The organism is Pseudonocardia cypriaca, assembly GCF_006717045.1.
In the GTDB taxonomy this organism is placed as follows: Bacteria; Actinomycetota; Actinomycetes; order Mycobacteriales; family Pseudonocardiaceae; genus Pseudonocardia; species Pseudonocardia cypriaca.
On sequence record NZ_VFPH01000002.1, the window covers coordinates 914,382 to 939,948 of the forward strand.

The 25,567-nt window shown below is 72.4% G+C and carries 25 protein-coding genes; 5 read left to right on the top strand and 20 right to left on the bottom strand.

Annotated elements, in window-relative coordinates:
- The 6 genes from FB388_RS21855 to FB388_RS21880 form a co-directional block, all read right to left on the bottom strand.
- The gene (locus tag FB388_RS21855; protein WP_142104078.1) at positions 1 to 1,014 is read right to left on the bottom strand and encodes an alpha-ketoacid dehydrogenase subunit beta; all 1,014 of its coding nucleotides are present in this window, start codon (positions 1,012 to 1,014) and stop codon (positions 1 to 3) included.
- Positions 1,015 to 1,029: 15 nt separating this feature from the next.
- On the bottom strand, positions 1,030 to 2,025 hold the full coding sequence (locus FB388_RS21860) for a thiamine pyrophosphate-dependent dehydrogenase E1 component subunit alpha (RefSeq protein ID WP_142104079.1): 996 nt from the start codon (positions 2,023 to 2,025) through the stop codon (positions 1,030 to 1,032).
- The gene (locus tag FB388_RS21865) at positions 2,022 to 3,092 is read right to left on the bottom strand and encodes a 2,3-butanediol dehydrogenase (protein WP_142104080.1); all 1,071 of its coding nucleotides are present in this window, start codon (positions 3,090 to 3,092) and stop codon (positions 2,022 to 2,024) included. Before FB388_RS21865 ends, FB388_RS21860 begins: the two co-directional genes overlap by 4 nt.
- Entirely contained in the window at positions 3,089 to 4,240 is a 1,152-nt protein-coding gene (locus tag FB388_RS21870) for an ATP-NAD kinase family protein (RefSeq protein ID WP_142104081.1), read from the bottom strand. The genes FB388_RS21865 and FB388_RS21870 overlap by 4 nt, the downstream gene beginning before the upstream one ends.
- 144 nt (positions 4,241 to 4,384) lie before the next feature.
- On the bottom strand, positions 4,385 to 5,641 hold the full coding sequence (locus FB388_RS21875; RefSeq protein ID WP_142104082.1) for a GAF domain-containing protein: 1,257 nt from the start codon (positions 5,639 to 5,641) through the stop codon (positions 4,385 to 4,387).
- Positions 5,642 to 5,662: 21 nt separating this feature from the next.
- Positions 5,663 to 6,565, bottom strand: coding sequence for an EamA family transporter (locus FB388_RS21880; protein WP_142104083.1), 903 nt, complete (start codon positions 6,563 to 6,565; stop codon positions 5,663 to 5,665).
- Between the two features lie 73 nt (positions 6,566 to 6,638).
- Between FB388_RS21880 and FB388_RS21885 the strand changes: the two genes are divergently transcribed.
- On the top strand, positions 6,639 to 7,571 hold the full coding sequence (locus FB388_RS21885; RefSeq protein ID WP_142104084.1) for a LysR family transcriptional regulator: 933 nt from the start codon (positions 6,639 to 6,641) through the stop codon (positions 7,569 to 7,571).
- Here FB388_RS21885 and FB388_RS21890 read toward each other — a convergent pair.
- The 4 genes from FB388_RS21890 to uvrB form a co-directional block, all read right to left on the bottom strand.
- Positions 7,534 to 7,935, bottom strand: coding sequence for a VOC family protein (locus FB388_RS21890; protein ID WP_142104085.1), 402 nt, complete (start codon positions 7,933 to 7,935; stop codon positions 7,534 to 7,536). The two genes, FB388_RS21885 and FB388_RS21890, sit on opposite strands and share 38 nt — an antisense overlap.
- Positions 7,936 to 7,974: 39 nt before the next feature.
- Positions 7,975 to 8,310: an MmcQ/YjbR family DNA-binding protein gene (locus tag FB388_RS21895; RefSeq protein WP_142106190.1), complete on the bottom strand. Its 336-nt coding sequence runs from the start codon at positions 8,308 to 8,310 to the stop codon at positions 7,975 to 7,977.
- Positions 8,307 to 9,599, bottom strand: coding sequence for a glycosyltransferase family 87 protein (locus FB388_RS21900; protein WP_142104086.1), 1,293 nt, complete (start codon positions 9,597 to 9,599; stop codon positions 8,307 to 8,309). The genes FB388_RS21895 and FB388_RS21900 overlap by 4 nt, the downstream gene beginning before the upstream one ends.
- Positions 9,600 to 9,705: 106 nt before the next feature.
- On the bottom strand, positions 9,706 to 11,886 hold the full coding sequence (uvrB, locus tag FB388_RS21905) for an excinuclease ABC subunit UvrB (RefSeq protein WP_142104087.1): 2,181 nt from the start codon (positions 11,884 to 11,886) through the stop codon (positions 9,706 to 9,708).
- Positions 11,887 to 11,937: 51 nt separating this feature from the next.
- Between uvrB and FB388_RS21910 the strand changes: the two genes are divergently transcribed.
- Complete coding sequence (locus tag FB388_RS21910) at positions 11,938 to 12,468, top strand: ribonuclease FAU-1 family protein (protein WP_142104088.1); 531 nt, start codon at positions 11,938 to 11,940, stop codon at positions 12,466 to 12,468.
- 161 nt (positions 12,469 to 12,629) lie between these two features.
- On the opposite strand, the gene FB388_RS21915 is transcribed toward FB388_RS21910, so the two are convergent.
- The 5 genes from FB388_RS21915 to rpsA all read right to left on the bottom strand — a co-directional run bounded on the left by FB388_RS21915 (position 12,630) and on the right by rpsA (position 17,563).
- Positions 12,630 to 13,274, bottom strand: coding sequence for a hypothetical protein (locus FB388_RS21915; protein ID WP_142104089.1), 645 nt, complete (start codon positions 13,272 to 13,274; stop codon positions 12,630 to 12,632).
- On the bottom strand, positions 13,271 to 13,960 hold the full coding sequence (locus tag FB388_RS21920; protein ID WP_170225780.1) for an RNA polymerase sigma factor: 690 nt from the start codon (positions 13,958 to 13,960) through the stop codon (positions 13,271 to 13,273). The genes FB388_RS21915 and FB388_RS21920 overlap by 4 nt, the downstream gene beginning before the upstream one ends.
- A 100-nt stretch (positions 13,961 to 14,060) precedes the next feature.
- The gene (coaE, locus tag FB388_RS21925; RefSeq protein WP_142104091.1) at positions 14,061 to 15,254 is read right to left on the bottom strand and encodes a dephospho-CoA kinase; all 1,194 of its coding nucleotides are present in this window, start codon (positions 15,252 to 15,254) and stop codon (positions 14,061 to 14,063) included.
- Positions 15,255 to 15,271: 17 nt separating this feature from the next.
- Complete coding sequence (locus tag FB388_RS21930) at positions 15,272 to 15,958, bottom strand: hypothetical protein (RefSeq protein WP_142104092.1); 687 nt, start codon at positions 15,956 to 15,958, stop codon at positions 15,272 to 15,274.
- Between the two features lie 138 nt (positions 15,959 to 16,096).
- Entirely contained in the window at positions 16,097 to 17,563 is a 1,467-nt protein-coding gene (gene rpsA / locus FB388_RS21935) for a 30S ribosomal protein S1 (protein WP_142104093.1), read from the bottom strand.
- Positions 17,564 to 17,883: 320 nt separating this feature from the next.
- Here rpsA and FB388_RS21940 point away from each other — a divergent pair, with 320 nt between their 5' ends.
- The 3 genes from FB388_RS21940 to FB388_RS21950 all read left to right on the top strand — a co-directional run bounded on the left by FB388_RS21940 (position 17,884) and on the right by FB388_RS21950 (position 20,354).
- Positions 17,884 to 18,705 carry a class I SAM-dependent methyltransferase gene (locus tag FB388_RS21940; RefSeq protein WP_142104094.1) on the top strand — a complete coding sequence of 274 codons (822 nt, stop codon included), beginning with the start codon at positions 17,884 to 17,886 and terminating at the stop codon, positions 18,703 to 18,705.
- A gap of 90 nt (positions 18,706 to 18,795) precedes the next feature.
- The gene (locus FB388_RS21945; protein ID WP_142104095.1) at positions 18,796 to 19,920 is read left to right on the top strand and encodes a winged helix DNA-binding domain-containing protein; all 1,125 of its coding nucleotides are present in this window, start codon (positions 18,796 to 18,798) and stop codon (positions 19,918 to 19,920) included.
- A gap of 14 nt (positions 19,921 to 19,934) precedes the next feature.
- Positions 19,935 to 20,354 (top strand): PaaI family thioesterase, encoded by a 420-nt coding sequence (locus FB388_RS21950; protein WP_142104096.1) that lies wholly within the window; start codon positions 19,935 to 19,937, stop codon positions 20,352 to 20,354.
- Positions 20,355 to 20,402: 48 nt separating this feature from the next.
- On the opposite strand, the gene FB388_RS21955 is transcribed toward FB388_RS21950, so the two are convergent.
- The 5 genes from FB388_RS21955 to FB388_RS21975 form a co-directional block, all read right to left on the bottom strand.
- The gene (locus FB388_RS21955) at positions 20,403 to 21,125 is read right to left on the bottom strand and encodes an ABC transporter ATP-binding protein (protein WP_142104097.1); all 723 of its coding nucleotides are present in this window, start codon (positions 21,123 to 21,125) and stop codon (positions 20,403 to 20,405) included.
- Positions 21,112 to 21,969 carry an ABC transporter ATP-binding protein gene (locus tag FB388_RS21960; RefSeq protein WP_142106191.1) on the bottom strand — a complete coding sequence of 286 codons (858 nt, stop codon included), beginning with the start codon at positions 21,967 to 21,969 and terminating at the stop codon, positions 21,112 to 21,114. The genes FB388_RS21955 and FB388_RS21960 overlap by 14 nt, the downstream gene beginning before the upstream one ends.
- A gap of 68 nt (positions 21,970 to 22,037) precedes the next feature.
- Positions 22,038 to 23,180, bottom strand: coding sequence for a branched-chain amino acid ABC transporter permease (locus tag FB388_RS21965; protein ID WP_142104098.1), 1,143 nt, complete (start codon positions 23,178 to 23,180; stop codon positions 22,038 to 22,040).
- The gene (locus FB388_RS21970; protein WP_425468585.1) at positions 23,177 to 24,178 is read right to left on the bottom strand and encodes a branched-chain amino acid ABC transporter permease; all 1,002 of its coding nucleotides are present in this window, start codon (positions 24,176 to 24,178) and stop codon (positions 23,177 to 23,179) included. Before FB388_RS21970 ends, FB388_RS21965 begins: the two co-directional genes overlap by 4 nt.
- Before the next feature lie 102 nt (positions 24,179 to 24,280).
- Complete coding sequence (locus FB388_RS21975; protein ID WP_142104099.1) at positions 24,281 to 25,504, bottom strand: branched-chain amino acid ABC transporter substrate-binding protein; 1,224 nt, start codon at positions 25,502 to 25,504, stop codon at positions 24,281 to 24,283.
- Positions 25,505 to 25,567: the final 63 nt, after the last annotated feature.

Below are 25,567 nucleotides of genomic sequence, written 5' to 3' on the forward strand. Positions count from 1 at the left end.
TCAGGCCTTCCAGTCGACCGCTGTCTTCACCGCGCCCGCGATCTTCGCCGCGTCCGGGATGAACAGGTCTTCGAGGGAGTCGGAGAACGGCACCGGCGTGTGCGGGCCGGTCACCAGCTGGATGGGCGCGCGCAGCGACCCGAACGCGTCCTGCGCGACGGTGGCCCCGATGTCGGTGGCGAGCGAGCAACGGGGATTGGACTCGTCCACCACGACCAGCCGCCCGGTGTTCTCCACCGACTCCAGGATCGTGTCGACGTCGAGCGGGCTGGTGGTGCGCGGGTCGATCACCTCGGCCTGCACCCCGGAGCCGGCCAGCTCCTCCGCCGCTTCGAGGGCGGTGTGCACCATCCGCCCGATCGCGACGATCGTGACGTCGCCACCTTCCCGCACGACGTTCGCCTCGCCGAACGGGATCGCGTAGCTCTCCTCCGGCACGTCCGCCGCGGTGTCGTAGAGCATCTTGTGCTCGGCGAAGATCACCGGGTCGTCGTCGCGGATCGCCTGGATCATCAGGCCCTTGGCGTCGTAGGCGTTGGACGGCGCCGCGACCTTCAGGCCCGGGACGTGCGTGAACACCGACAGCAGCGACTGCGAGTGCTGCGCGGCGGCCCGTAGCCCGGCACCCCACATCGTGCGGATCACGACGGGCGTGACGGCCTTGCCGCCGAACATGTACCGGAACTTCGCCGCCTGGTTGAAGATCTGGTCGAAGCAGACGCCCATGAAGTCGATGAACATCAGCTCGGCCACCGGCCGCAGCCCGCCGGTCGCGGCCCCGATGGCGGCGCCGATGAACGCGGACTCCGAGATCGGCGTGTCCAGCACCCGGCCGGGGAACTTCCCGAACAGCCCCTTCGTGACACCGAGGACCCCGCCCCATGCGTCCTGCTCACCGGGCGAACCCTCGCCACCGGCGTTGTCCTCGCCCATGACGATCACGCGCTCGTCGCGCTCCATCTCCTGCGCCAGCGCCTCGTTGATCGCCTCGCGGTAGGTGATCGTGCGTGCCATCTCGATTCCCTCCGATCAGTACGAGACGTAGACGTCGGTGAGCAGGTCGTCCGGGCCGGGTTTCGGGGCCGCCTTCGCGGCTTCGACGGCCGCGTCGATCTCGGCCGCGACCTCGGAGTCGATCCTGTCGAGCTGCTCGGCGGAGAGCTGGCCGCTCTCGGTGACCCGGGCCCGGAAGCGCTTCAGGCAGTCGAGCCGCTCGCGGGCCTCAGCCACCTCGTTGGCGCGGTAGAGCTGCTGGTCGCCCTCGAAGTGGCCGAAGTAGCGGGTGAACTTGACCTCGATCAGCGTCGGGCCGCCGCCCTCCCGGGCCCGCGCGATCGCCTCGCCCGCGGCCTCGTGCACCGCGAAGAAGTCGAACCCGTCGACGATCACGCCGGGCATCCCGAACGCGGCGGCCCGGTCAGCGATGTCGTCGCTCGCCACCGACCAGCTCGACGACGTGCTCTCGGCGTAGCCGTTGTTCTCCGCCACGAAGATCGCCGGCAGGTTCCAGACCGTCGCGAGGTTCAGCGACTCGAGCGTGGTGCCCTGGTTGGAGGCGCCGTCGCCGAAGAACGCGACGGCCACCCCACCGTCGCCCTTGTGCTTGGACGCCAGCGCACGGCCGCAGATCAGCGGCGGCCCGCCCCCGACGATGCCGTTGGCGCCGAGCATGCCCTTGGACAGGTCGGCGATGTGCATCGAGCCGCCCTTGCCCCGGCACGAGCCGGTGACCTTGCCGTAGATCTCGGCCATCATCGCGCTGACGTCCACCCCCTTGGCGATGCAGTGACCGTGGCCGCGGTGCGTCGAGGCGATGGCATCCCGCTCGTCGAGGTGGGCGCACACCCCGGCCGCGGACGCCTCCTCACCCGCGTAGAGGTGCACGAAGCCGGGGATGTCACCGCCCGCGAACTCCTCGTGCACCCGCTCCTCGAAGTCGCGGATCGTGCGCATCACGCGGTAGGCGGCGAGGAGCTGGTCGGCTGTGAGCTCCTGGGACGCGGCGCTGGACAGGGTCTCGGTCATGACAGCTCCTCCTTCGGCGACACGAGGATCTTCACGTTCTCCTCCTTGTTGTCGATCAGCTCCCGGAAGCCGCGATCGACCAGGTCGGCGAGCCCGATCCGGCCGGTGATGAACTGCTCGGCGTCGACCGTCCCGTCGCGGAGCAGGGCGATCGTGTCGGCGTGGTCGCCGCAGTACGCGAGCGAGCCGATGACGGAGACCTCGGAGAACACGAGCTCGTTCACCGCCACCCGTGGCACGTGGCCCCAGATCGCCACGTTCACGACCGTGCCGCCGGGGCGTACCGAACCGATCGCGGCGGCCAGCACGGCGTCGACGCCCGCGCACTCGAACGCGACGTCGGCGCCCGCGCCGGAGGTGAGGTCGCGGATCGCGTCGGGCACGGCGGTGCCGCTCGGGTCGATGACCTCGTCGGCGCCCGCCCCCGTCGCCTTGGCCTTTCGCGCGCCCGCGGGCTCGACCACGATCACCCGGCCGGCACCGGCGGCCTTCAGCGCCGCAGTCGTGACGAGGCCGATCGGCCCCGCGCCGAACACCGTCGCCGTTCCTCCCGGCCGCAGGCCGGACAGCCGCACGGCGTGGTAGCCGACCGCCAGGGGCTCGACGAGCGCCCCGACGTCCGTCGGGAGGTCGCCCAGCGGGTGCACCCAGCGCCCGTCCACGACGCACCGCTCCGCGAACCCGCCGTCCTGCCCGGACAGCCCGACGAAGCCGAGCTTGCGGCAGATGTTGTAGCGGCCGGCCGCGCACGCGACGCACTCGCCGCAGACGTAGTACGGCTCGACGGCGACCCGGTCGCCCTCCTGCACGCCGCTCACCCCGGAACCGACGGCCGACACGACGCCCGCGAACTCGTGCCCCATGACGACCGGCAGCTCCGACCCGGTGATCGGGTGCGGCGCTCCCCTCGGCGGGATGAAGATCGGGCCCTCGAGGAACTCGTGCAGGTCGGTGCCGCAGATCCCGCACCAGTCGACGCTCACCTCGACCTGGCCCGGGCCGACCTGCGGGTCGGGCACCTCCTCGACGCGGATGTCGCCCCTGCCGTGGAACCGTGCCGCTCTCATGATCGGACCTCCTGCGTGAGCGCATCCGGGTCGAGCAGCCGCCGCTGCGCCGCGGCGGCGAGGACGGTGCGCACGTCGAGCACCCGCGGCCCGTCCGGCGCGAGCGTGACGGTCACGGGCGTCGAGGGACCGAACTCGATCTCCCGCTCGCCGTCCACGGCGACGGTTCCGCGCGCGAGACCGACCGGATGCGGCCGGCCGGCGGCGAGCGGCCCGGCGTGGTGCACGCCGATCGGCGCGACGACGCCCGGCGCGATCGGGGCGAGCACGGTCTGCGGGGCGGCCTCGACGCCCGCCAGTCGCACGACGACCCCGTCCGGATCGGTGCGGGCGACCGGGTGCAGCAACCCCGCGATGCTGGACAGGCCGATGGCGTGCGGCTCGGCGAAGGCGCAGTACAGCTCGCGCAGGGTGGCCGGCTGCCACAGCGCCCGCGACCCGACGTGCGTCACCGTCGAGACGCAGACGTCGACGAGGGCGAGCTCGTGTTTCGCGCCCGCGGCCACGTGCAGGGCCTTCGCCCGGTAGCTCGCCTCGCCGACGGGCAGCCGACCGGTGGCCACGAGCCCGGCCGCCGTGCCCGCGACCGTCGCCTCCCACATCTCCGGGAAGGCGTTGTTGGTGCCGGTCGACAGCGGCAGCAGCGCGACGTCCCCGCTCGCCGCCGCGGCCGCGCGTACCGTGCCGTCCCCGCCGAGCAGGACGATCACCGACGCCCCTGCGGCGACCATCCGGCGCACCAGCACGCGGGTGTCCTCGGCCGTGCCGGAGATCGTGTCGAGCTCGACGAACTCCAGCTCCGGCCACCGCGGGGCCCCGGGACGACGCTTGTCGCGCGCCCGCAGCACCCCGGCCGCGACGCCCATGCCGTCGGTCGACATCAGCACGCGGTCCACGCCGGTGGCAGCGGCCGCGGCGACGAGCCGCAGCGCCATGTTCGTCTTCTCCGCGTTCGGGAAGACCGAGGCCTGCGCGACCAGCCGGCGGATGTCACGCCCCGACATCGGGTTGGCGACGACACCGATCGCCGAGCCCGGCACGACCGGCAGCCCCGTCGGCCCGGACGGCGGCACCCGCCCGTTCGACCCGCCCTGCTGCACCCGCGCCTCCGGCCAGTCCGCGAGGCCCCGGCGCCTCGCACGACCCATTCCACGCCGGGAGAGCGGATGAGACAACGGTTGCACCGGAGTTGCACCGGGTTGCAGCCGGACTCGCGCGAGCACCACGGCCGCGGGTCCGGCGTCTCGCTGGGTGAGTCCGGCGTCGCGCGCGCCGGGCTGCCTGGAAGCCGGTCAGCGGCCGCCGGCGAGGCGCCGGACACCGGGCGCCGTGGAGCGGCGGAGCAGCGCCGACGTCGCTGGGTCGGGCGCGGACACCTCGACCTCGGGGGCGATCCGGTAGGGCCGGGCGAGCAGCAGGCCGCCCAGCGACCTGCGCAGCCGCGACATCTCGGCCCGCACCGTGACGAGGTGGTCGCGGTCGCCGTAGAGCGCCGCCGACAGCGCCCCCGCGCCCATCCCGGCCGCGCCAGCGGCCGCCAGCAGGACGAGCACCTCCGCATGCCGCGTGGACAGCGGGTGCACCCAGCGGGCCGACCCGTCGACGACGGCCCGCGGCGGGCGCGCGTCGAGGTCGAGGGTGAGCCGGATGCGGGCGGTGTCCTCCACCCGGAGCAGCCAGCCGCCGGGTACCGGCTCGGGCAGGAAGACGCCGACGCCGTGCACCGAGACCGGCCGGTCCCCCCGGGGAACCGCAACCCGTTCGACGCTCGGCATGCCGGTCACGGCCGCGACCCAGCCGTGCTCGTCGACGACGAGACCCGCCCCCTGCACGCGGGAGAGGATCGGGGCGGCGAGCCCGCGCAGCGCCTCGATCCGCCCCTCGTGCTGGCGCCACAGGCTCGCCTCTGCGAGCTTCACCGCGGTGGCGACGAGAGCCACCGTGGTGGGGTGCACGGTGTGCGCCGGGCCGCTGACGTCGACCACACCCAGCAGCTCACCGGAGCGCGGGTCGTGCACGGGACATGCGGTGCAGGTCCAGACGTGGTGGGACCGCACGAAGTGCTCGGCCGCGAACATCTGCACCGGCGCCGCCTCGGCGAGGGCGGTGCCGATCGCGTTGCTGCCGACGCTGCCCTCGGACCAGTCGGCGCCCTCGGTGAAACCCAGGCGGTCGGCGCGGCGGCGCACCTGGGCGGATCCCTCCCGCCACAGCAGCCTGCCCTGCGCATCGGTGATGACCATGATGTGCGAGGCGTCGTCGGCCACCGACGTGAGCGCGGCACGCAGCTCGGGGAGCACCCGCTGCAGTGGGCTCTCCACCCGGCGCCGCTCCACCTCGACGGCGGGCAACGGCCCCACGGGGTGGCCCAGATCGGGATCGACCCCCTGCGCCTGCACCCGCTCCCAGGACCGCGCGATCAGACGCCGCGGCGTGGCGGGCGGCCGGTCCCCGGAGAGCAGCGCGTCGTGGACGCGGGCCAGCATGCGGGCGTGCCGAACGATGTCCGTGCCGGGCCGGACCGCGCAGACGCCCTCGTCCGCTGTCATGAGCATCACCCGGGGACGACACTATGCAGGCACAGCACCCTTCGTCGATACCGCGACCGGCGCGGGCTTCGGCGTACCGAGCAGCACGCCGCCCACGATGACGGCGGCGGCCACCAGCTCGAGCACGCTCGGCCGCTCCCCCAGCAGGGTCGCGGCCAGCCCGATCCCCACCACCGGCACGAGCAACGAGTACGGCGCCACCACGCCCGCCGGGTACCGCCGCATCAGCCCCACCCAGATCCCCGACCCGACGAGGGTGCCGAGCACCGCGATGTACCCGAGCGCCGCGACGCCGGGCAGGCCGTCGGGCGTGACGGCGGCGCGCAGGGCCTCCCAGCCGGCCGCCGGGCCCTCCCAGACCATGGACATCGCCAGCAGTGGGATCGGCGGCACGACCGACATCCACAGCGTGAGGTGCAGCGGGTTGGGCGCGGCGGCGAGGCGGCCCGCGAGGTTGCCGAACGCCCAGCCCAGCGCCCCGAGGAGGGTGAGCAGCACCGGGAGCACCGCGGCGACCTGCGCCCGCGACACCGCGATCGCCGCGAGTCCGAGCATCGCGATCGCGATGCCGATCCCCTGCGGGGCCGAGATCCGCTCGCGCAGCAGCAGCGCCCCGAGCAGCACCGTGAACGGGGCGGACGCCTGCAGCACCAGCGATGCGAGCCCCGTCGGCATCCCGATGTCCATGGCGATGAACAGGAAGATGAACTGGACGGTGCCGAACCCGAGCCCGAACCCCAGCAACCAGCGCAGCGGCACCTGCGGCCACGGCACGAGCAGGACCGTCGGCACGGCGAGCACGAGGAAGCGCAGCCCGCCGAGGAACAGCGGGGGGAAGTGCTCCAGGCCGATGTGGATGGCGATGAAGTTCCCGCCCCAGAGGACGGCGACGAACGCGGCGAGCAGGCGGTGGCGGAGGCTCACGTCTTCCGAGTCTTCGGCCAGATGACCTCGAAGACCAGCGAAATGTTCTGAAGAGACTCTTTAGGATCGCTTCATGGACGTTCAGCGGCTGCGCGTGCTGCGCGAGCTGGCCGATCGCGGCTCGGTCACCGCCGTGGCCACCGCGCTCTCGTTCACCCCGTCCGCGATCTCCCAGCAGCTCAAGGCGCTCGCCGAGGAGGTGGGCGTGCCGCTCACCGAGCCCGCGGGACGGGGGCTGCGCCTCACCGACGCCGGACACGTGCTCGTGGCCGAGGCCGAAGGGGTGCTCACCGCGCTCGCCCGCGCCGAGGCCGCGGTGGAGCGGCTGCGCACGGAGCCACGCGGGCTGGTGCGCGTCGCGCTCTTCCCGTCCGGCGCGCGGATGCTGCTGCCCGGGCTGCTCCGGCGGCTGGACGCCGTGCCCGGCATCAGCCTGGTGTGCCGGGACGTCGACATGACGCCCGCCGACGTACCCGCGCTCGCGGCCGACTTCGACGTCGTGGTCAGCCACCGCGACGAGACGGCGCCCCCGCCGCCCACCGACCGGTGGGTCGTCGTCCCGCTGCTGCGCGAGCCGCTCGACGTCGCGCTCCCGCCGGGGCATCGGCTCGCGCGGCGCAGGCGGCTGCGGCTCGAGGAGCTCGCGGACGAGGAATGGATCAGCGTGGGCGTCGGCTGGCCCGTCGACGACGTGCTGCGCTCGCTCGCCGTGTCCACCGGCGCCACCCCGCGCGTGGTGCAGCGGATCAACGACTTCGCCGTCACCGAGGAGCTGGTGGCGGCCGGGCACGGGATCGCGCTGCTACCCCGCTACTCCACCGACGACCGGGGCGGCCGGCGGCTCGTGTGCCGCCCGCTCGCCGGCGTGCGTGCCGGGCGGCTCGTCGAGGCGGTGCTGCGAACCAGCACCGCGGAGCGACCGGCCGTCCGGACCGTGCTCGACGCGCTGCGCGCCGAGGCGCGCACGCTCACTGAAGGCAGAACTCGTTCCCCTCGGGATCGCTGAGCACGATCCACCAGCCGCTCTCCTCCTGCATCTCCCGCTGGACGGTGGCGCCCGCGGCGACGAGCTGCGACATGTGCGACCGCACGGCCGCGCGGCGGTCGGTGCCGCCGTGCCCGGCGTTGACGTCCAGGTGCACGCGGTTCTTCAGGGTCTTCGGCTCCGGCACGCGCTGGAACAGGATCCGCGGCCCGATGCCCGCGGGGTCGACGATCGCGGTGTACTGCTCCTCACGCGCCCCGTCGCCGCTGCGTACGAGGTACCCGGGCCGCGGCGGCTGCAGCACGTACCCGAGGGCCACCGCCCAGAACGCGGCGAGCCGCCGGGGGTCGCGCGCGTCCACGGTGATCTGGATGGGGATCGCCATGGCTGCAGTTTGCCGCGTTCATCCCCCGAACGGGGGAAGCTACGGGCGAAGTCGCTTCGGCAACTTGGCGACGATCGCGTCGTAGGACTCGTCGACGAGCTCGCGCAGCTCCTCGTCCGGGATCGTCCCGTCGACCCGCACGCTGTTCCAGCCGTGCCGCCCGATGTAGGGCATCACGGTGGCGTGCTCCGGGTAGCGGTGGCGCAGCTCGGCGGCCTCGTCCGCGGTGGCGCCGCACTTGACGCCGAGACCACCTCCGCCGAGGAACGCGAAGATCTTGCCCCCGACCTTGGCCACGACGTCGCCCTCCCACGGCTCGTCCTCGACCGCGCCGGGCTTGGCCAGGCAGTAGGCGACGAGCTCGTCGTGCGTCACCCCGTCCTCGGCGCTCGGGCGGGCTTCGGCCAGGACCTCCGCGCGAACCACAGCAGGACGATCAGCAGCACGGTGAACCAGACGTAGGTGCCGTCGACGAGCTGCTGCAGCGGCGTCCACGTCAGTTCCTGCTCCCCGCCGCGCGGGTGGACGAACTGGTGCGGGGCGACGACGAACACCGCCGCCATCGCCACCGTGGCCGCCGTCCACACGGCCGAGCGCTTCGCCCACGCGGTGGCCGCGGCGACGAGCAGCGCGGGCGCCACCCACACCCAGTGGTGCGACCACGACGTCGGGGAGACCAGCAGCCCGACGGCCGCGAGCGCGACGAGTGCGAGCGGCGCGGGCGCCCGCCGGATCGCGGGCGCCGCGAGCGCGAACAGCCCGGCCGACAGCAGGAGCCAGGTGGCGGTCCGCGCCGTGCCGTCGACCCCGGCCCGCACCAGCATCGCCTCGAACGTCTGGTTGCTGAAGAACGGCGACCCGCTCACCCCGCCCGCGGGGTCGGACCAGAACTCCCACGACTGCGCGGGCGCCACGACGAAGCCGATCACCGTGGCGACCGTGCCGGAGACCGCGGCCGTGGCGGCGGCCCGGTAGTCCCGTCGCAGGAGGAAGAAGAGCACGAAGACCGCGGGCGTCAGCTTGATCGCGGCGGCGATGCCGATGAGCATGCCGCGGGGCCACTTCGTCCTGGGTACGAGGCAGTCGAGGGCGACCAGCGCCATCAGCACGAGGTTGATCTGCCCGAACTCGATGGTCTGCAGCACCGGTTCGAGCCCGAACGCCGGCCGGCCCGGGACCGGGTGGTCGAAGTCGATGGCCCGGCCCGGCTCGACGGCCAGTGCCAGCGGCAACGCGATGGACGCCACCGACAGCGCGCCGGCCCGCCCGACGGACGGCCACAGCCGCCGTGTGAAGACGTACAGCGTGACGCCGAGCGACAGCGCCGAGAGCCCGAGCAGCGCCACCCAGGCGACGAGCCACGGTACGACCGCGAGCGGCACCATCAGCAGCGCCGCGAACGGCGGGTAGATGAACGGCAGCGCGATGTGGCCCGAGGTCTCGGGCAGCGACCCGTAGAGGTCACCGCCGGCCAGCCAGGCCTGCACCCCGAACCGGTAGACCTCCAGGTCGATGTGCCGGCCGCCGGTGTGGGCCACGAGCCCGGCCAGCGCGAGCGCCAACAAGGGCACGGTGACCGGCAGCACGCGCGACGGCGTGCGGAGGACCTGGAGCAGCCGCGGAGCGACCGGCGTGCGTGCGGTCGACGCGCGGACAACCGTCACGCTGGTCTCCCTCCCCTGCCTCAGCTCCCCCGCCACGGTAGCCCGACCGGGGGGCCGGACGACCGCCACCCCTGTCGCCCGGCACCGCGCGAGCGAGGCGCAGAGCTCAGCGGATCCCGGCCGCGTCCATCCCCCGCAGCTCCTTCTTGAGATCGGCGATCTCGTCGCGCAGCCGGGCGGCGAGCTCGAACTGCAGGTCGCGGGCGGCGGCGAGCATCTGGTCGGACAGCTGCTGGACCAGGTCGGCCAGCTCGGCGCGGGGCATGTTGGCGGTGTCGCGCCGCGCGACGATGCCCGAGCTGGCGGCCGGGGCGCGGCCGGGCTCGCCCGCGGCCCGCTTGCCGCGGGACTGGTTGCGCCCGGACCCTCCGACCGGGACCTCCTCGGCCTCGCGGTAGACCTGGTCGAGGATGTCGGCGATCTTCTTGCGCAGCGGCTGCGGGTCGAGCCCGTTGGCCTCGTTGTAGGCGACCTGCTTGGCGCGGCGGCGGTCGGTCTCGTCGATGGCGTACTGCATCGAGTCGGTGATCTTATCGGCGTACATGTGCACCTCGCCCGAGACGTTCCGGGCGGCGCGGCCGATCGTCTGGATGAGCGACGTGCCGGAGCGGAGGAAGCCCTCCTTGTCGGCGTCGAGGATCGCGACGAGCGAGACCTCGGGCAGGTCGAGACCCTCGCGGAGCAGGTTGATGCCGACCAGCACGTCGAACTCGCCGAGCCGCAACTGCCGCAGCAGCTCGACGCGGCGCAGGGTGTCGACCTCGGAGTGCAGGTAGCGCACCCGGATGCCCAGCTCGAGCAGGTAGTCGGTGAGGTCCTCTGCCATCTTCTTGGTGAGCGTGGTGACCAGCACCCGCTCGTCGCGCTCGCAGCGCTCCCGGATCTCGTGCACCAGGTCGTCGATCTGACCCTTGGTGGGCTTGACCACGACCTTCGGGTCGACGAGACCGGTGGGCCGGATGACCTGCTCGACGAACTCGCCACCGGTGCGGGACAGCTCGTACGGGCCGGGGGTGGCCGAGAGGTAGAGCGTCTGGCCGATCCGGTCGGTGAACTCCTCCCACGTCAGCGGCCGGTTGTCGACCGCGGACGGCAGCCGGAACCCGAACTCGACGAGGTTGCGCTTGCGCGACATGTCGCCCTCGTACATCCCGCCGATCTGCGGGACCGTCTGGTGGGACTCGTCGATGACCAGCAGGAAGTCGTCGGGGAAGTAGTCGATGAGCGTGGCGGGCGCCGAGCCGGGACCGCGGCCGTCGATGTGGCGCGAGTAGTTCTCGATGCCCGAGCAGAACCCGACCTGGCGGATCATCTCGATGTCGTACTGGGTGCGCATGCGCAGCCGCTGCGCCTCGAGCATCTTGCCCTGCCGCTCGAACTCGGCGACCCGCTCCTCCAGCTCGGCCTCGATGTCGCGCACGGCGCGCTCCATCCGCTCCGGGCCCGCGACGTAGTGGGTGGCCGGGAAGATGCGCACGTCGTCGACCTGGCGCAGGACGTCGCCGGTGAGCGGGTGCAGGTAGTACAGCGCCTCGATCTCGTCGCCGAAGAACTCGATGCGGATCGCGAGCTCCTCGTACGCCGGGATGATCTCGACCGTGTCGCCGCGCACCCGGAACGTGCCGCGGTTGAACGCGAGGTCGTTGCGCGTGTACTGCACGTCGACCAGCGCGCGGAGCAGCGCATCGCGCTCGACGCTGCCGCCCACCTCTAGCTTGACCGAGCGGTCGAGGTAGGACTGCGGCGTACCGAGGCCGTAGATGCACGACACCGAGGCGACCACGACGACGTCGCGCCGCGACAGCAGGTTCATCGTGGCGGAGTGGCGCAGCCGCTCGACGTCCTGGTTGATCGAGGAGTCCTTCTCGATGTAGGTGTCGGTCTGCGCGATGTACGCCTCGGGCTGGTAGTAGTCGTAGTACGAGACGAAGTACTCGACGGCGTTGTTCGGCAGCATCTCGCGCAGCTCGTTGGCCAGCTGCGCCGCGAGGGTCTTGTTGGGCGCCATGACGAGCGTGGGCCGCTGCAGGCGCTCGATCAGCCACGCGGTGGTGGCCGACTTGCCGGTGCCGGTGGCACCGAGCAGCACGACGTCCTGCTCACCCGCCTTGATGCGGCGCTCCAGCTCGTCGATCGCGGCCGGCTGGTCACCCGCCGGCTGGTACGGGCTGACCACCTCGAAGCGGCCGCCCGTGCGGGGGACGTCCCCGACGGGACGGAACTCCGAGTGCGCCACCGGCACGTCAGGGAGCGCCGCGCTGCCGGGAACCTCAGTCGCGAATGCCACGCCGTCCAGGGTACGAGCTGCCCCCGACAAAGACTGGCAGCATCGTTCCCCGTGCACCCGCCGAAGACCGTGACCTTCGACGTCCCGGCCCGTGTCAACACCGATACCAAGGGAGTCCGGCGCCCGGTCGACGAGTACCGCGAGACACCGTTCGGCCTCTACATGAGCCGCGCGATGGTCAACCGGCCGACCGCGCATTGGGTGGAGTCATGGCTCCTGCCCGACCTCGGCCTGTGCGTGACCGACTGGTGGTGGAACCCGGGCCACGCGCGGGAGCAGGACTTCTACCTCGACATCTGCCAGATCGTCCGGGACGGCGGGAGCTGGGTGCTCACCGACCACTACCTGGACATCGTGGTGCGCACCGGACGCGACGCCGCCGTGCTGGACGTGGACGAGTTCGTGGCGGCCGTCACGCTCGGCCTGCTGGCCCCCGCCGCCGCCGAGTCGGCGATGCACACGGCCTACCGGGCCGTGGACGGCATCGCGAGCCACGGCCACGACCTGGACGCATGGCTCGCCACGTTCGGGATCGCGCTGACCTGGAAGGAACGCGGCGGCGTGGGCGAGGACCCGGGCTAGGAGGGTCCTGAACAACTCCGGCCGTAGCGAGCGGCGTCCAGGTGGTGCCATCGCAAGGCGGACGATCGGGCCGATACCGCTGTTGTATCGGTGCGATCGTCCAACGCGGCGAGGGCGCCGCCTGGGCGTCGCGCAGTAGGTCGGAGTTGTTCAGGGCGCTCCTAGGAGGTCGGCGGGTCCGGGTCGGGCTCGGCGGTCGGCCTCGTGTCCGTGGTTGGCTTCGGCTCCGTCGTCGGCTTCGGCTCCGTGGTGGGCTTCGGCTCCGTCGTCGGCTTGGTGGGCTTGGTGGGCTTCGTGGGCCTGGTCGGCTTCTCGTCCTCGTCGCCCTCGTTGTTGCTCTGCGACTTCCGGGTGGTGGTCACCGGCGGCGGCGGTGGTGCGGTGGTGGGGAGCGCGGCCGGCGGCGGGGCCGGCGGGAGCGGCGCGGCGAGCGCGGGATCCGGGGCGGGCTGGACCGGCTCCTCGACGGGCGCCGGGAACTCCGACGTCGGCTCGTCCGTGTAGGAGGGGTACTCGTCGCCGAGGGGCAGCGACGCGCCCGCTCCGACGCGGCTGGTGCGGTCTGCGCCGGCGGAGACCGAGGCGGCCGGATCGACCGCCGGGCTCACCGCGCTGACCTGGGCGACCGCGGTGGTGGCGCCGAGGGCACCGACGGTGAGCACGGCCGCCGCGGCCGCGGTGCTCGCCCGGTTCAGCGTGCTCGCGCGGCGCAGGACGGTGTCCACCGACGGGAGCGTGACAGCGGCCGCCAGCTCGTCGTCCAGGCGGCGGAGCTCGTCGGTGATGCGTTCGTAGCCGTCCGTCACCGACGACCTCCCTCGTAGTCGTGGGCGTCGGGATCGTCGAGCCCGTAGTCGTCGGATCCCCCGGCCCCGGGACCGTCGAGCCCGTAACCAGGGGCGTAGCCGGTGGCAGCGGCGTCACCGAGCACGTCGGGGAGCACGTCGGCCATCCCCTCCGTCACGACGTGGCGCCCGCGCGTCAGCCGGGCGTGGACCAGCGTCTCGGAGGCCTGCTCGATCGCCGCGATCTCCCCGACCGTGGCACCGGCCATGTGGAACAGGACGACGGCGCGCCGCTCCGCGGGCGAGAGCCGCGCGAGGGACCGGAGGATCGCCCGGGTGCGCTCGTCGACGCCGGAGCCGATGGCCCGCGGGCGGCCGATGCCGAAACGCGCGAGCGCGCCGCGCCAGCTGCGGATGGTGGAGCGCACCGCCACCCGGCGGATCCACGCGCTCGGGTCGGGCGTGCGCCCGATCGCCGCCCAGCTGCGCCACGCGCGCGAGTAGGCGTCCTGCACGACGTCGTGGGCCTCGCCCGGGTTGAGCGTGATGGCGTACAGCTGCGCCACCAGGCGCTGGTAGTTGGCCTCGAGATGAGCCCCGAAGTCCACGCGCAGCTCGGCGGCGGTGCCCAGCCTGGGCCGCTGCACCTGCTCGGCGCCGTCCGACACGTCGCCGGGGTCGGTGCGCTGGGAGACCGAAGTGGTCACTCCTCGGCCCTCCCCGACAGCTCGTCCTTCACCCGAACGGAGATGCTCTGCCTCCTCCATCGCCGCACTACTCCGCTCCGTTACCGGCAGCGTCCTCCGTTCAGTCCAACGACGGGACCCATGCGGAAGTTGCGGCCCAACCTTCGGCTCGCCCGATCGCGGCATCGAACCAAGGTTCTTTCACCTCGACGTACCGCTCCGCATCGGGGTCGCCCGCGTAGCGTCGGGCCGCGGACCGCTTCACGGCGAGGTACTCGGCGCGAGCCGCGGAATCGGCGCGGAGCCAGTCGCGCACGAGCAGCGCGTAGCGCCACCCGGGCGAGCCGACCTCGCGGATGTGCAGGTGCACGACCCGGCCGGGGTCCGCGCTGCCGTGGAACCGCTTCGGCCACACCGGCGAGCCGGGCGGCTTCGGGTTGTCGTGATCGATCCGCGGGACCCACGGAAAGCCCGAGTCCTGCAGGGCGTCGCGCACCGCGTCGGCATCGGCGAGCGTCTCGACCCCGAGCTGCAGGTCGATGACGTCCTTCGCGGGGAGCCACGGCACCGCCGTCGACCCGATGTGCGCCACACCCCGGCCGCGCTCACCGACCGCGGCGGCCACCCGCGCCCGTAGGCGCTCGGCCGCGGCCGGCCAGTCCGGGTCCGGTTCGACGAGCCGGGGAGCGCCCGCGCCGACCGGCCTGCGTTCCCGCAGGTTCGCCTCGAACGGGACCAACCGCCGCTCCCACAGCGCGTCCACGGCGGCCCCGAGGTCGTGCTCGTCGCCGGAGTTGTCCAGCCACACGTCGGCCGCGGCCCGGCGCGCCTCGTCGCTCGCCTGGGCTGCGATCCGGGCCCTGGCGTCGGTCTCCGGCAAGCCGCGCAGCACCAGCCGCCGCACCCGCTCCTCCGCGTCCGCGTGCACCACGACGACCAGCGGGAGGAGCGGCGCCATCCCGCTCTCGACGAGCAGCGGGACGTCCTGCACGACCACGGCATCGGCGGGGGCGGCAGCGATGAGCTCCGCCGACCGCTCCCGCACCCGCGGATGGACGATCGCGTTGAGCCGCTCCCGGGCGGCCGGGTCGTCGAACACGACGGCGGCCAGTGCCGGCCGGTCGAGCGCCCCGGACGCGTCCAGCACGCCGTCGCCGAACGCGGCGGCGATCTCGGCTAGCCCGTCGGTGCCGGGGGCGACGACCTCGCGGGCCAGCACGTCGGAGTCGACGAGGACCGCACCGCGCGCGACCAGGCGACGCGCAACGGTCGACTTACCCGATCCGATGCCCCCGGTGAGTCCGACGCGCAGCACGGCCGGAGGTTACTGGATCATCGCGAGGCGCCGGCCTGCGATACCGGCTCGCCGAGCGGGGGCGGCGGGGGTGCGGTCGACGGATCGGTCGAGACCGCCGGGAGCACCCGCAGCGCGAGGTCGACCAGCGCGTCGACGCGCGTCTTCCCGCCCGGAAGCGGCTGGTCCGGCAGCACGAGCGTGAGGTTGCTCGTGGAATGGGCCACCATCAGCACGGCTTGGCCCCGCTTCTCGAACACCACAGCTGGCGCGCTGCCGAGCGGCATGTCCCGCCGCTCCCCCGACTCCGCCTTGACGTTCACCTGCCACTGGGCGGACGCCGCCGCGGGGTCGCGATAGGCGGTGGCGTTGATGTCCAGGAGCGCCCTGCCGCCGCCGTCGCCCGCCCGGGTGTAGCGGCACGAGACCCGCTCGGTGCGGCCCACGGCGGGCTGGGGCACGCCGACGGTGGTGCGCACGGCCACCGAGCCGAGCGGGAGCCCCATCACGGCCTCGAGATCGGGAGCGGCGAGGATGCGGCCGCAGTCGACGGGGATGACGCGCCCGTCGTCGGCCGCCGTGGCGGCCGGGCCGGACCCATCCGCCGTCGGGAACGTCGGAAGGGCCGTCGGCTCGGCCTCGGAGGTGCCGCACGCACCGATCGCCAGCGCGAGCGCGGCGGCGAGCAGCGCCCGCGCGGCGCGCCCGCCTCCCGCCCCGCGCATGGTTCCCACGTTAGATCGGAACAGATGGGTAATCACCCCACGCGGCCGCTCGCTCACCGAACCGTGACAATCCTTCCCCCGAACGCGGGACGGCCCCGGTGACCAGAGGTCACCGGGGCCGCCCCAGCGATCTGGCGATCAGGCTCCGCCGGACAGCTTCTCCCGCAGCGCGGCCAGCTGCTCGTCGCTCGCGAGGGAGCCACCGGTCTGCGCCGGAGCCGCCTCACCGCCGGACGAGTAGTTGGCAGCCCCGCCGTCGGCGGCCGCCTCGGCCTCCGCCTCGGCGGTCTTGCGGATCTGCGCGATGTGCTGCTCGTAGCGGGAGTGCGCCTCCGCGTACTCCTTCTCCCAGGCCTCGCGCTGGGACTCGAAGCCTTCCTTCCACTCGCCGGTCTCGACGTCGAAGCCCTCGGGGTAGATGTAGTTCCCCTGGTCGTCGTACTCCGCCGCCATGCCGTAGCGAGTGGGGTCGAACTCGGTGTCGACCGTCATGCCCTCGTTGGCCTGCTTGAGCGACAGCGAGATGCGGCGCCGGTCGAGGTCGATGTCGATGACCTTGACCATGCAGTCGTCGCCGACCTGCACGACCTGCTCCGGGATCTCCACGTGGCGCTCGGCCAGCTCGGAGATGTGCACCAGGCCCTCGATGCCCTCCTCGACGCGCACGAACGCACCGAAGGGAACGAGCTTGGTGACCTTGCCCGGCACGATCTGACCGATCGCGTGGGTGCGGGCGTACAGGCGCCACGGGTCTTCCTGCGTGGCCTTGAGGGACAGCGAGACGCGCTCGCGGTCCATCTCGACCGACAGCACCTCGACCGTGACCTCCTGGCCGACCTCGACGACCTCGCTCGGGTGGTCGATGTGCTTCCAGGACAGCTCGGAGACGTGGACGAGGCCGTCGACCCCGCCCAGGTCGACGAACGCACCGAAGTTGACCACCGAGGAGACCACGCCCTTGCGGACCTGGCCCTGCTTGAGCTGGTTGAGGAACTCGCTGCGGACCTCGGACTGGGTCTGCTCCAGCCAGGCGCGGCGCGACAGGACCACGTTGTTGCGGTTCTTGTCGAGCTCGATGATCTTGGCCTCGATCTTGCGGCCGACGTACGGCTGCAGGTCGCGGACCCGGCGCATCTCGACCAGCGAGGCGGGCAGGAAGCCACGGAGCCCGATGTCGAGGATCAGGCCGCCCTTGACGACCTCGATGACCGTGCCCTCGACGGGCTCGTCGGCCTCCTTGAGGGCCTCGATCGTGCCCCAGGCGCGCTCGTACTGCGCGCGCTTCTTGGACAGGATCAGCCGGCCTTCCTTGTCCTCCTTCTGGAGGACGAGGGCCTCGACGAACTCACCGACCGACACGACCTCGGCAGGATCGACATCGTGCTTGATGGACAGCTCGCGCGAGGGGATGACGCCCTCGGTCTTGTAGCCGATGTCGAGCAGGACCTCGTCACGGTCGACCTTGACGATGGTGCCTTCGACGATGTCACCATCGTTGAAGTACTTGATCGTCTGGTCGATGGCGGCGAGGAAATCCTCCTCCGACCCGATGTCGTTGACGGCGACCTGCGGCGTGGTCGGGGCGGCGGTGGTGTCGGTGGACATGTAGTGGGGTGCTCCGGTGGTGGATGGTCTGGTGGTGCGGTCTGTGTGCGGTACGTCTCGTGACGTGGTGCTGTCACCCTTGCTCGTGGATCGTGGATTGCGTCGCGATGCGTGGCCGGATCGAAGCGCGCGTCGTACCCGCGACGTTGACCACACCGCGAGTATGATGCTACGCGCCGCCCGATCAGCAGGGCAATGCGGGTACCCCCTGGTCAACTGCTCTCGGCACGTGAAGATTCCCAGGTGAGCGAGCGACAGCGAGCGAACCATCGATACAGCGCGTGCGCGAAGCGCCGGCCGAGCGCCAGCGAGGCCGTGCAATGAGCGCTGAAGAGCTGTTGGGTACGGCCGGAGTGGCCCGCCGGACCGTCGACGCGGCCGAGTCGGAGCGCGCGAGCCGGCTCTGGTGGGACGCCGACGCCGACGACTACCTGGCCGAACACGGCCGCGACATCGGCGAGGCCGACTTCGTCTGGTGCCCGGAGGGCCTGCGCGAGGCCGACGCCCGGCTGCTCGGCGACCCCACCGGGCTACGCGTGCTGGAGGTCGGTTCCGGCTCGGCGCCGTGCGCGCGGTGGCTCGCCGCGCAGGGTGCGCACCCGGTTGCGCTCGACCTCTCCTCCGCGATGCTGCGCCACGCCGCCGCGCTCGGCACCGCCACCGGGTTGGCCGTACCGCTCGTGCAGGCGGGCGCCGAGCACCTGCCGTTCGCCGACGCCTCGTTCGACGCCGCCTGCTCCGCGTTCGGCGCCGTGCCCTTCGTCGCCGAGCCGGAGCGCGTGATGCGCGAGGTCGTGCGGGTGCTGCGCCCGGGCGGCCGCTGGGTGTTCGCCGTGAACCACCCCATGCGCTGGATGTTCTCCGACGACCCCGGCCCCGACGGCCTCACCGTCCAGCAGTCGTACTTCGACCGCACCCCGTACGTCGAGATCGACGGCGATGGCCGCGCCACCTACGTCGAGCACCACCGCACCCTCGGTGACCGGGTCCGCGACCTCGTGGCCGCCGGCCTGGTGCTGGACGACCTGGTGGAGCCGGAGTGGCCGGAGGACAGGGAGACGGTGTGGGGCCAGTGGTCCCCGCTGCGTGGTCGGCTGTTCCCCGGGACGGCGATCTTCGTGACGCACAAACCGCACCCGTGATCGTTCCGACGAGCGGCGCGTTCGTCGGATAGGTTCCGACGAACGCGCCGTTCGTCGGAACCGGTCAGGGCCCTGTGCTGGGATCGGCCCATGAAGGTCACGTGGCGGCAGGTCGTGCGGTGGCGGTTGCGGCGGCAGCTCCTGGTGGAACCCGCGGCCGACGCGCTCGCCGTGGCCCGGCGGGTCTGCGGGCTGCACGCCCAGGTGGCGTCGTGCACGGAGCTGATCGCCGGCATCCGCAGCGCCGCACCGCCCGACCTCGACACGGCGCTGTGGCGCGACCGGTCGTTCGTGCGCACCTGGGCCATGCGCGGCACGCTGCACCTGCTCCCCGCCGACGAGCTCGACGTGTGGGTGGGCGCGCGCACCGAGTACGAGTCGCGGCGCCGCTTCCCGCCCTCGTACGAACGCGAGCACGGCGTCACCGGGGAGCAGGTGCACGCCATCACCGAGGCCGTCGGCGAGGTGCTCGGCGCCGAGCCGCTCAGCAGGGCCGAGCTCGCCGCCGCGATCGCCGCCCGGCTGGGCGACCCGGCACTCGCCGGCCCGCTGTCCACCGGCTGGGGCGCCGTGCTCAAACCGGCGGCGAGCCGCGGGCTGCTCTGCTCCGGGCCCGCCACCGACGGGGCGGTCTCGTTCGTCAACCCGGCGGCGTGGCTCGGGCGGCCGCTGCGGCCGGTCGACCCCCCGGCGGCCAACCGGGAGGTGCTGCTGCGCTTCCTCGCCGCCAACGGCCCGGCCACCGCCGTCGACGTCGCACGCTGGTGGGGCGACCAGCCGGCCCCGGCGCGGCGCTGGATCCGGGAGAGCTCCGACGCGCTCACCGCCGTCGAGGTCGACGGGGAGGCGGGGTTCGTCGTCCGGGTCGAGGACGCCGACGAGCTGGCGGCCGTCCCCGACGCCCCGGCGGGCGACGTCGTGCTGCTGCCCGGCTTCGACCCGTGGGTGATCGCCCCCCGTTCCCACCGCGAGCGCGCGGTTCCGCCCGACCGCGCGGCGGAGGTCTCGCGCACCGCGGGCTGGATCTCCCCCGTGCTCGTCGTCGACGGCGCCGTCGCCGGGGTGTGGGAGCACGAGCGGCGGGGCGACGCCCTGACCGTCACCGTCCGCCCGTTCGCCCCGCTCCCCGCGCCGGTGCGCGACGCGGTGCAGGTGCAGGCAGCGCGCTACGCCGACCTGCTCGGAGCCGCCGACGCCCGCCTCGGATGGGGCTGACATAAAGTGCCGGCATGCCCATCGACCCGGCCGAACTGGCGCTCCCCGACGCCCCCGAGCAGCTCCAGAAGCTGATGGGCATCGAGCTCGTCTCGCTGAGCCTCGACGAGGTGGTCGGGACCATGCCGGTGGCGGGCAACCGGCAGCCGTTCGGGCTGCTGCACGGCGGCGCCAACGCCGTGCTGGCCGAGACGCTCGGCTCCACGCTCTCGGCGCTGCACGCCCTGCCCGACCGGTTCCCGGTCGGCCTCGAGCTGGCGTGCACCCACCACCGCTCGGCCACCGAGGGGCTCGTCACCGGCGTGGCCCGGCCGCTCCACATCGGCCGCAGCACGTCCACCACCGAGATCGTGATCACCGACGCCGCGGGCAGGCGCACCTGCACGGCCAAGCTCACCTGCCTGCACCGGGACACCCGGCCGTCCGGGTTCTGACCCGGACGGCCGAGCGTCGGTGCCCGCTGTTCGCTCCGCAGGCTGCGGTCAGGCCACGCCCAGGTAGGCGTTGCGCACGGCAGGGTCGTCGAGCAGCTGACGGCCGGTGCCGTGCTGCACCACCCGCCCCGTCTCCAGCACGTACGCCCGGTGCGCGAGCGCGAGGGCCTGGCTCGCGTTCTGCTCCACCAGCAGCACCGTGGTGCCGCGATCGGCGTTGATGTCGCGGATGATCCGGAAGATCTGCTGGATGATCTGCGGCGCCAGCCCCATCGACGGCTCGTCGAGCAGCAGCACCCGGGGCCGCGCCATCAGCGCACGGCCGATGGCCACCATCTGCTGCTCGCCGCCGGACAGGGTGCCGCCCGCCTGGTTGCGCCGCTCCGCGAGCCGCGGGAACAGCTCGAACACGTGGTCCAGGTCCTCGCGGTACGCGGCCGTCCGCCGGTCCTTGCGGCTGTAGGCCCCCATGTCGAGGTTCTCCAGCACCGTGAGGCCCGGGAACACGCCGCGACCCTCCGGCGCCTGGCAGATCCCGCGCCGGACCCGCAGGTCGGCCCGCATCCGGGTGATGTCCTCGTCCTCGAAGACCACCCGGCCCGCGCTCAGCGGCAGCAGTCCGGAGATCGCGCGCATCGTGGTGGTCTTGCCGGCGCCGTTCGCGCCGATCAGCGCGACGATCTCGCCCGCCTCAACCGTGACCGACACGTCCGAGAGCGCCTGGATGCGCCCGTAGTGCACGGCCACGCCGTCCAGCTCAAGCAGAGCCATCGTCGGGAACCCCCAGGTAGGCCGCCACGACGGCCGGATCCTCGCGGATCGCTTCCGGCTCGTCTTCTGCGATCTTGCGTCCGAACTCGAGGACGACGATGCGGTCGGTGACGCCCATGACGACCCGCATGTCGTGCTCGATGACGAGCACGGTGTACCCGTCCTCCCTGATCTTGCGGATCAGTGCGACCAGGTCGTCCTTCTCCGCCGGGTTGAAGCCGGCGGCCGGTTCGTCGAGGCAGAGCAGCTTCGGCTCGGTGGCAAGCGCCCTGGCGATCTCCAGCCGCCGCTGGTAGCCGTAGGGCAGGTTGCGCGCCTTCTCAGCGGCCCGGTCGGCGATCCCGACGAACTCGAGCAGTGCCATCGACTTCTCGACGCCCGCCCGCTCCTCGGCGTAGTGCCGCGGGAAGCGGAAGACCGCCCCCGGCACGCTCGTCTTGTGGCGGGCGTCGGTGCCCACCATCACGTTCTCGAGCGCCGTCATCTCGCCGAACAGCCGGATGTTCTGGAACGTCCGCGCGATCCCGAGCCGGGTGATCTGGTGGCGGTGGCTGCGAGCGATCGAGCGCCCCTCCAGCAGCACATCGCCCGACGTCGGGCGGAAGACGCCGGTCATGGCGTTGAAGCAGGTGGTCTTCCCGGCGCCGTTCGGGCCGATCAGCCCGAGGATCTCGCCCCGCTGGATCGAGAACGACACGGAGTCGAGCGCCGTCAGGCCGCCGAAGCGCATCGTGAGGTCGCGCAGCTCGAGCAGCGTGTCGCCGACGCCGACGGCGATCTCCCGATCCGTCGCGGCGGCCGCGGCCACCTCCCTGTCGTGCGCCGCCCGCTCCTGCGGGGTCATCCGCTCCAGCTCGGCGACCAGCCCGCCCTCGGCCTGGTGGATCTCCTCGGTGGGCGGTTCCTGCGGGTTCACCGGAGCACCCCTTCCTCGTGCTTGCCCAGCGCACTCTCGCTGCTGATCTGCTCCCCCTTGCCGATCAGGCGCTGGTAGGCCTGCCTGCCGTAGGTCAGCAGACGCTGGCGGGCGCCGAGCAGGCCCTGCGGACGGAAGATCATGAGCACGATGATGGCAAGTCCGAAGATCAGGAAGCGGTACTGGGCGATCACCTGGAACCGGTCCGGGATGTACACGATGATGAACGCGCCGAGGATGACCCCGACCTTGTTGCCCGAACCCCCGAGCACCACGGCGGCGAGGAACAGGATCGACGTGATGATGTCGAAGCCCTGGCTGTTGATGAAGCCGACCTGCCCGGCGTAGATCGCGCCGGACAACCCGCCGACGGTGGCGCCCATCGCGAACGCCCACAGCTTGAACCGGAACGTGGGCACGCCCATCGACTCCGCAGCGTCCTCGTCCTCCCGGATGGCCACCCACGCCCGGCCCACGCGGCTGCGTTCGAGGTTGCCGACGAACATGAGCACGATGATGATCACGGTGACGGTCAGCCAGTACCACGGCGTGCCGTCCGTGGAGGTGAAAACCTGCGAGCCGTCGGCGCGGGTGACCTCCGGGCCGGGGATGGCACCGAAGCCGCGCTGGCCGCGCAGCGGGTCGAGGTTGTCGGCGAGCAGCCGGACGATCTCGCCGAACCCGAGGGTGACGATCGCGAGGTAGTCGCCGCGCAACCGCAGCGTCGGGGCACCGAGGAGGAGCCCGGACACCGCCGTGACGAACATCGCCAACGGGATGCAGGCCAGCCACGGGTAGTCGGTGGCGAGGAACGAGTCGGGGCTCGAGAACACCGCCGTGGTGTAGGCGCCGACCGCGAAGAACCCGACGTAGCCGAGGTCGAGCAGGCCCGCCTGCCCGACCACGATGTTCAGCCCGATCGCGATCAGCGCGATCCGGGCCGCGTTGAACAGCGTGATCTGGAAGTCGGTGCCCGGCTCGGTGGTGAGCAACGGCGGGTTGAGCACCGGCAGGAGGTAGATCAGCAGGACCGCCGGGATGAGGACCGCCCACTGCTGCCACCGGTCCAGCGATCCCCACCAGTCCCGCAACCGCGTGCCGAACGGGACCTTTGCCGCGGCGGCGTCCGGGGCGTTCATGCGCGTGCCTTCGCGAGCGACTCGCCGAGGATGCCGGTGGGCCGGAACATCAGCACGACGATCAGCAACACGAACGCGATGACATCGCGCCACTCGCCGCCGAAGAACGACTGGCCGTAGTTCTCGACGACGCCCAGCACCAGCCCTCCGAGGAGGGCGCCGCGCAGGTTCCCGATCCCACCGAGCACCGCGGCGGTGAACGCCTTGATGCCGAGCAGGAAGCCGCCGTTGTACACCGCTGCAGCCGGAATGGTCATGATGTAGAACAGCGCAGCCGCGCCGGCCAGTACGCCGCCGAGCAGGAACGTCAGCATGAAGACGCGCTCGCGGTTGACACCCATCAGCGTGGCCGTCGCCGGGTCCTGGGACACCGCCCGGACGCCCCTCCCGAGGCGGGTTCGGTTGACGAACGTGTCGGCGACGACCATCAGCACGATCGCCGCCACGACCGTCATGATCTGGATGTTCGTGACCCGCGCACCGAAGATCTCGAACACCTCGGTCGGGCGCAGGAGCCGGATCGTCGGCTGCGAGTTGGCGCCGAGCGTGATCAGGAAGATCTGCTGGATGGCGAACGACGCGCCGATCGCGGTGATCAAGAAGACCAGCGGTGGAGCGCCGCGCTTGCGCAGCGGCCGGTAGCAGACCCGTTCCAGCAGTACGGCGGATCCGCCCGACACCGCCATCGCGACGAGCCCGGCGACCAGCAGCGAACCGATCAGCACGAACAGCCCCAGCTGGGGCGACTCGCCGGGGACGAACCCCAGCGACGCGAACGTGAAGTAGGCGGCGAAGACGCCGATGACGAAGATCTCGCTGTGCGCGAAGTTGATCAGGCGCAGCACACCGTAGACCAGGGTGTACCCGATTGCCACCAGGGCATAGATGGAGCCGTAGGACAGGCCGTCGATGGTGTTGGCCCAGAACCGGTCGACCAGCAACTGGAAGTTGAAGTCGATCAGCGGGTCCTGCGCGAGCACGCTCGTGACGTGGGTGATCACAGGGTGTTTCCCGTCTTCACGTGACTACGGCGCGGTCCCGGGGCTTGTCCCGGGACCGCGCTCGTCGCCACCGCTTACGTTGGCGCCTGACGCGTGTTGCTAGTCGATCGGCGACAGCCGCTGGATCTGGCCGTCCTTCACGACGTAGCTCCACACCGGGGTCTCGTTCAGCTCGCCCTGTGCGTTCCACGCGAATGCCTTGGTGAGGCCCTGCCCCTTGTAGTTGCGCACGTGCTCGAGCAGCCCGGCCCGGTCGGAGATGCCCTGGTCGAGGCCGCGCAGCAGGATCGTCGTGGCGTCGTACGCCTCGGCCGAGTACGTCTGCGGGTCGACGTTCCAGCGGGCCTTGTAGGCGTTCGTGAACTCCGGGAACACGTCACCCGGCAGGCACGGGCAGGTCATGTAGACACCGTCGGACGCCTCACCGGCGTTCTGGACGAAGATCGGGTCCTTCACACCGTCCGGCACCACGAGGTCCGCCTCGATGCCGGCGTCGCGCAGCTGCTGGGCGAGCGGGGCGCCCTCGTCGTAGTAGCCGGCGTAGAAGATCGCGTTCGGGTTCGCCGACTGGATGGTGCCGATGGCCGCGGAGAACTCCCGCTGACCGGTCTTGACCTCCTCCTGGCAGGTGGCGGCGCCACCCAGGGCGTTGGTCAGCTCGGTGGCGAGACCCTGCCCGTACGCGCTGTCGTCGCGGATCACGCAGACGCTCTGGGCGCCGAGGGTGCCGGTGATGAACCGGGCCGCAGCGGGACCCTGCACCGCGTCGTTGCCCAGGCCGCGGAAGAAGTGCGTCCAGCCCTTCGTCGTGAGGTCGGGCCGGGTGGCCGACGGGGTGACCGAGACCAGGCCCGCCTCCGTGAGCGCCGGGCCGACGGCCTCGGACTCGCCGGAGAACGGCAGCCCCACGACCCCGAGGATCGACGGGTCGTTGATGGCGGCGACCGTGGGAGCGAGCGCGGTCTGCGGGGAACCGCCGGTGTCGAACTCCTTGTAGGAGACCTGGCAGCCGGCGTTGGCCTGGTTGTGCTCCTCGATCGCGAGCTCGACCGCCTGCTTGATCGCGATGCCCAGCCCCGCGTTCGCGCCGGCGATCGTGCCGACGTAGGCGATCGACGGGTTGCCGCTGCACTGCCCCTGACCGTCGCCGGCCGGGAGCACGGCGTCGGCCGGCGGGCTGAACGGCGCCTGCGTCGGCTCTGCGCGCTGCTGGGTCGGGGCGGCACCACCGGTGTCACCACCGCCACCGCCGCCACACGCCGCGAGCACCAGGGCTCCGGCCAGTGTCGCGGCGACCGCGAGCACCATCCGCTTCCGACTCATGTCCATGTCCTTCCGTACCGCCCCCGGACTCCCCGCGGGACCGTCCACGCTCGCCCCCCGATC

What these genes read in the sequence shown, in the direction of transcription:
- FB388_RS21855 (WP_142104078.1), bottom strand. Translation starts at nt 1,014, where the DNA reads ATGGCACGCACGATCACCTACCGCGAGGCGATCAACGAGGCGCTGGCG.
- FB388_RS21860 (WP_142104079.1), bottom strand. Translation starts at nt 2,025, where the DNA reads ATGACCGAGACCCTGTCCAGCGCCGCGTCCCAGGAGCTCACAGCCGAC.
- FB388_RS21865 (WP_142104080.1), bottom strand. Translation starts at nt 3,092, where the DNA reads ATGAGAGCGGCACGGTTCCACGGCAGGGGCGACATCCGCGTCGAGGAG.
- FB388_RS21870 (WP_142104081.1), bottom strand. Translation starts at nt 4,240, where the DNA reads ATGGGTCGTGCGAGGCGCCGGGGCCTCGCGGACTGGCCGGAGGCGCGG.
- FB388_RS21875 (WP_142104082.1), bottom strand. Translation starts at nt 5,641, where the DNA reads ATGACAGCGGACGAGGGCGTCTGCGCGGTCCGGCCCGGCACGGACATC.
- FB388_RS21885 (WP_142104084.1), top strand. Translation starts at nt 6,639, where the DNA reads ATGGACGTTCAGCGGCTGCGCGTGCTGCGCGAGCTGGCCGATCGCGGC.
- FB388_RS21890 (WP_142104085.1), bottom strand. Translation starts at nt 7,935, where the DNA reads ATGGCGATCCCCATCCAGATCACCGTGGACGCGCGCGACCCCCGGCGG.
- FB388_RS21930 (WP_142104092.1), bottom strand. Translation starts at nt 15,958, where the DNA reads ATGCGCGGGGCGGGAGGCGGGCGCGCCGCGCGGGCGCTGCTCGCCGCC.
- rpsA (WP_142104093.1), bottom strand. Translation starts at nt 17,563, where the DNA reads ATGTCCACCGACACCACCGCCGCCCCGACCACGCCGCAGGTCGCCGTC.
- FB388_RS21940 (WP_142104094.1), top strand. Translation starts at nt 17,884, where the DNA reads ATGAGCGCTGAAGAGCTGTTGGGTACGGCCGGAGTGGCCCGCCGGACC.
- FB388_RS21945 (WP_142104095.1), top strand. Translation starts at nt 18,796, where the DNA reads ATGAAGGTCACGTGGCGGCAGGTCGTGCGGTGGCGGTTGCGGCGGCAG.
- FB388_RS21950 (WP_142104096.1), top strand. Translation starts at nt 19,935, where the DNA reads ATGCCCATCGACCCGGCCGAACTGGCGCTCCCCGACGCCCCCGAGCAG.
- FB388_RS21955 (WP_142104097.1), bottom strand. Translation starts at nt 21,125, where the DNA reads ATGGCTCTGCTTGAGCTGGACGGCGTGGCCGTGCACTACGGGCGCATC.
- FB388_RS21960 (WP_142106191.1), bottom strand. Translation starts at nt 21,969, where the DNA reads ATGACCCCGCAGGAGCGGGCGGCGCACGACAGGGAGGTGGCCGCGGCC.
- FB388_RS21965 (WP_142104098.1), bottom strand. Translation starts at nt 23,180, where the DNA reads ATGAACGCCCCGGACGCCGCCGCGGCAAAGGTCCCGTTCGGCACGCGG.
- FB388_RS21975 (WP_142104099.1), bottom strand. Translation starts at nt 25,504, where the DNA reads ATGAGTCGGAAGCGGATGGTGCTCGCGGTCGCCGCGACACTGGCCGGA.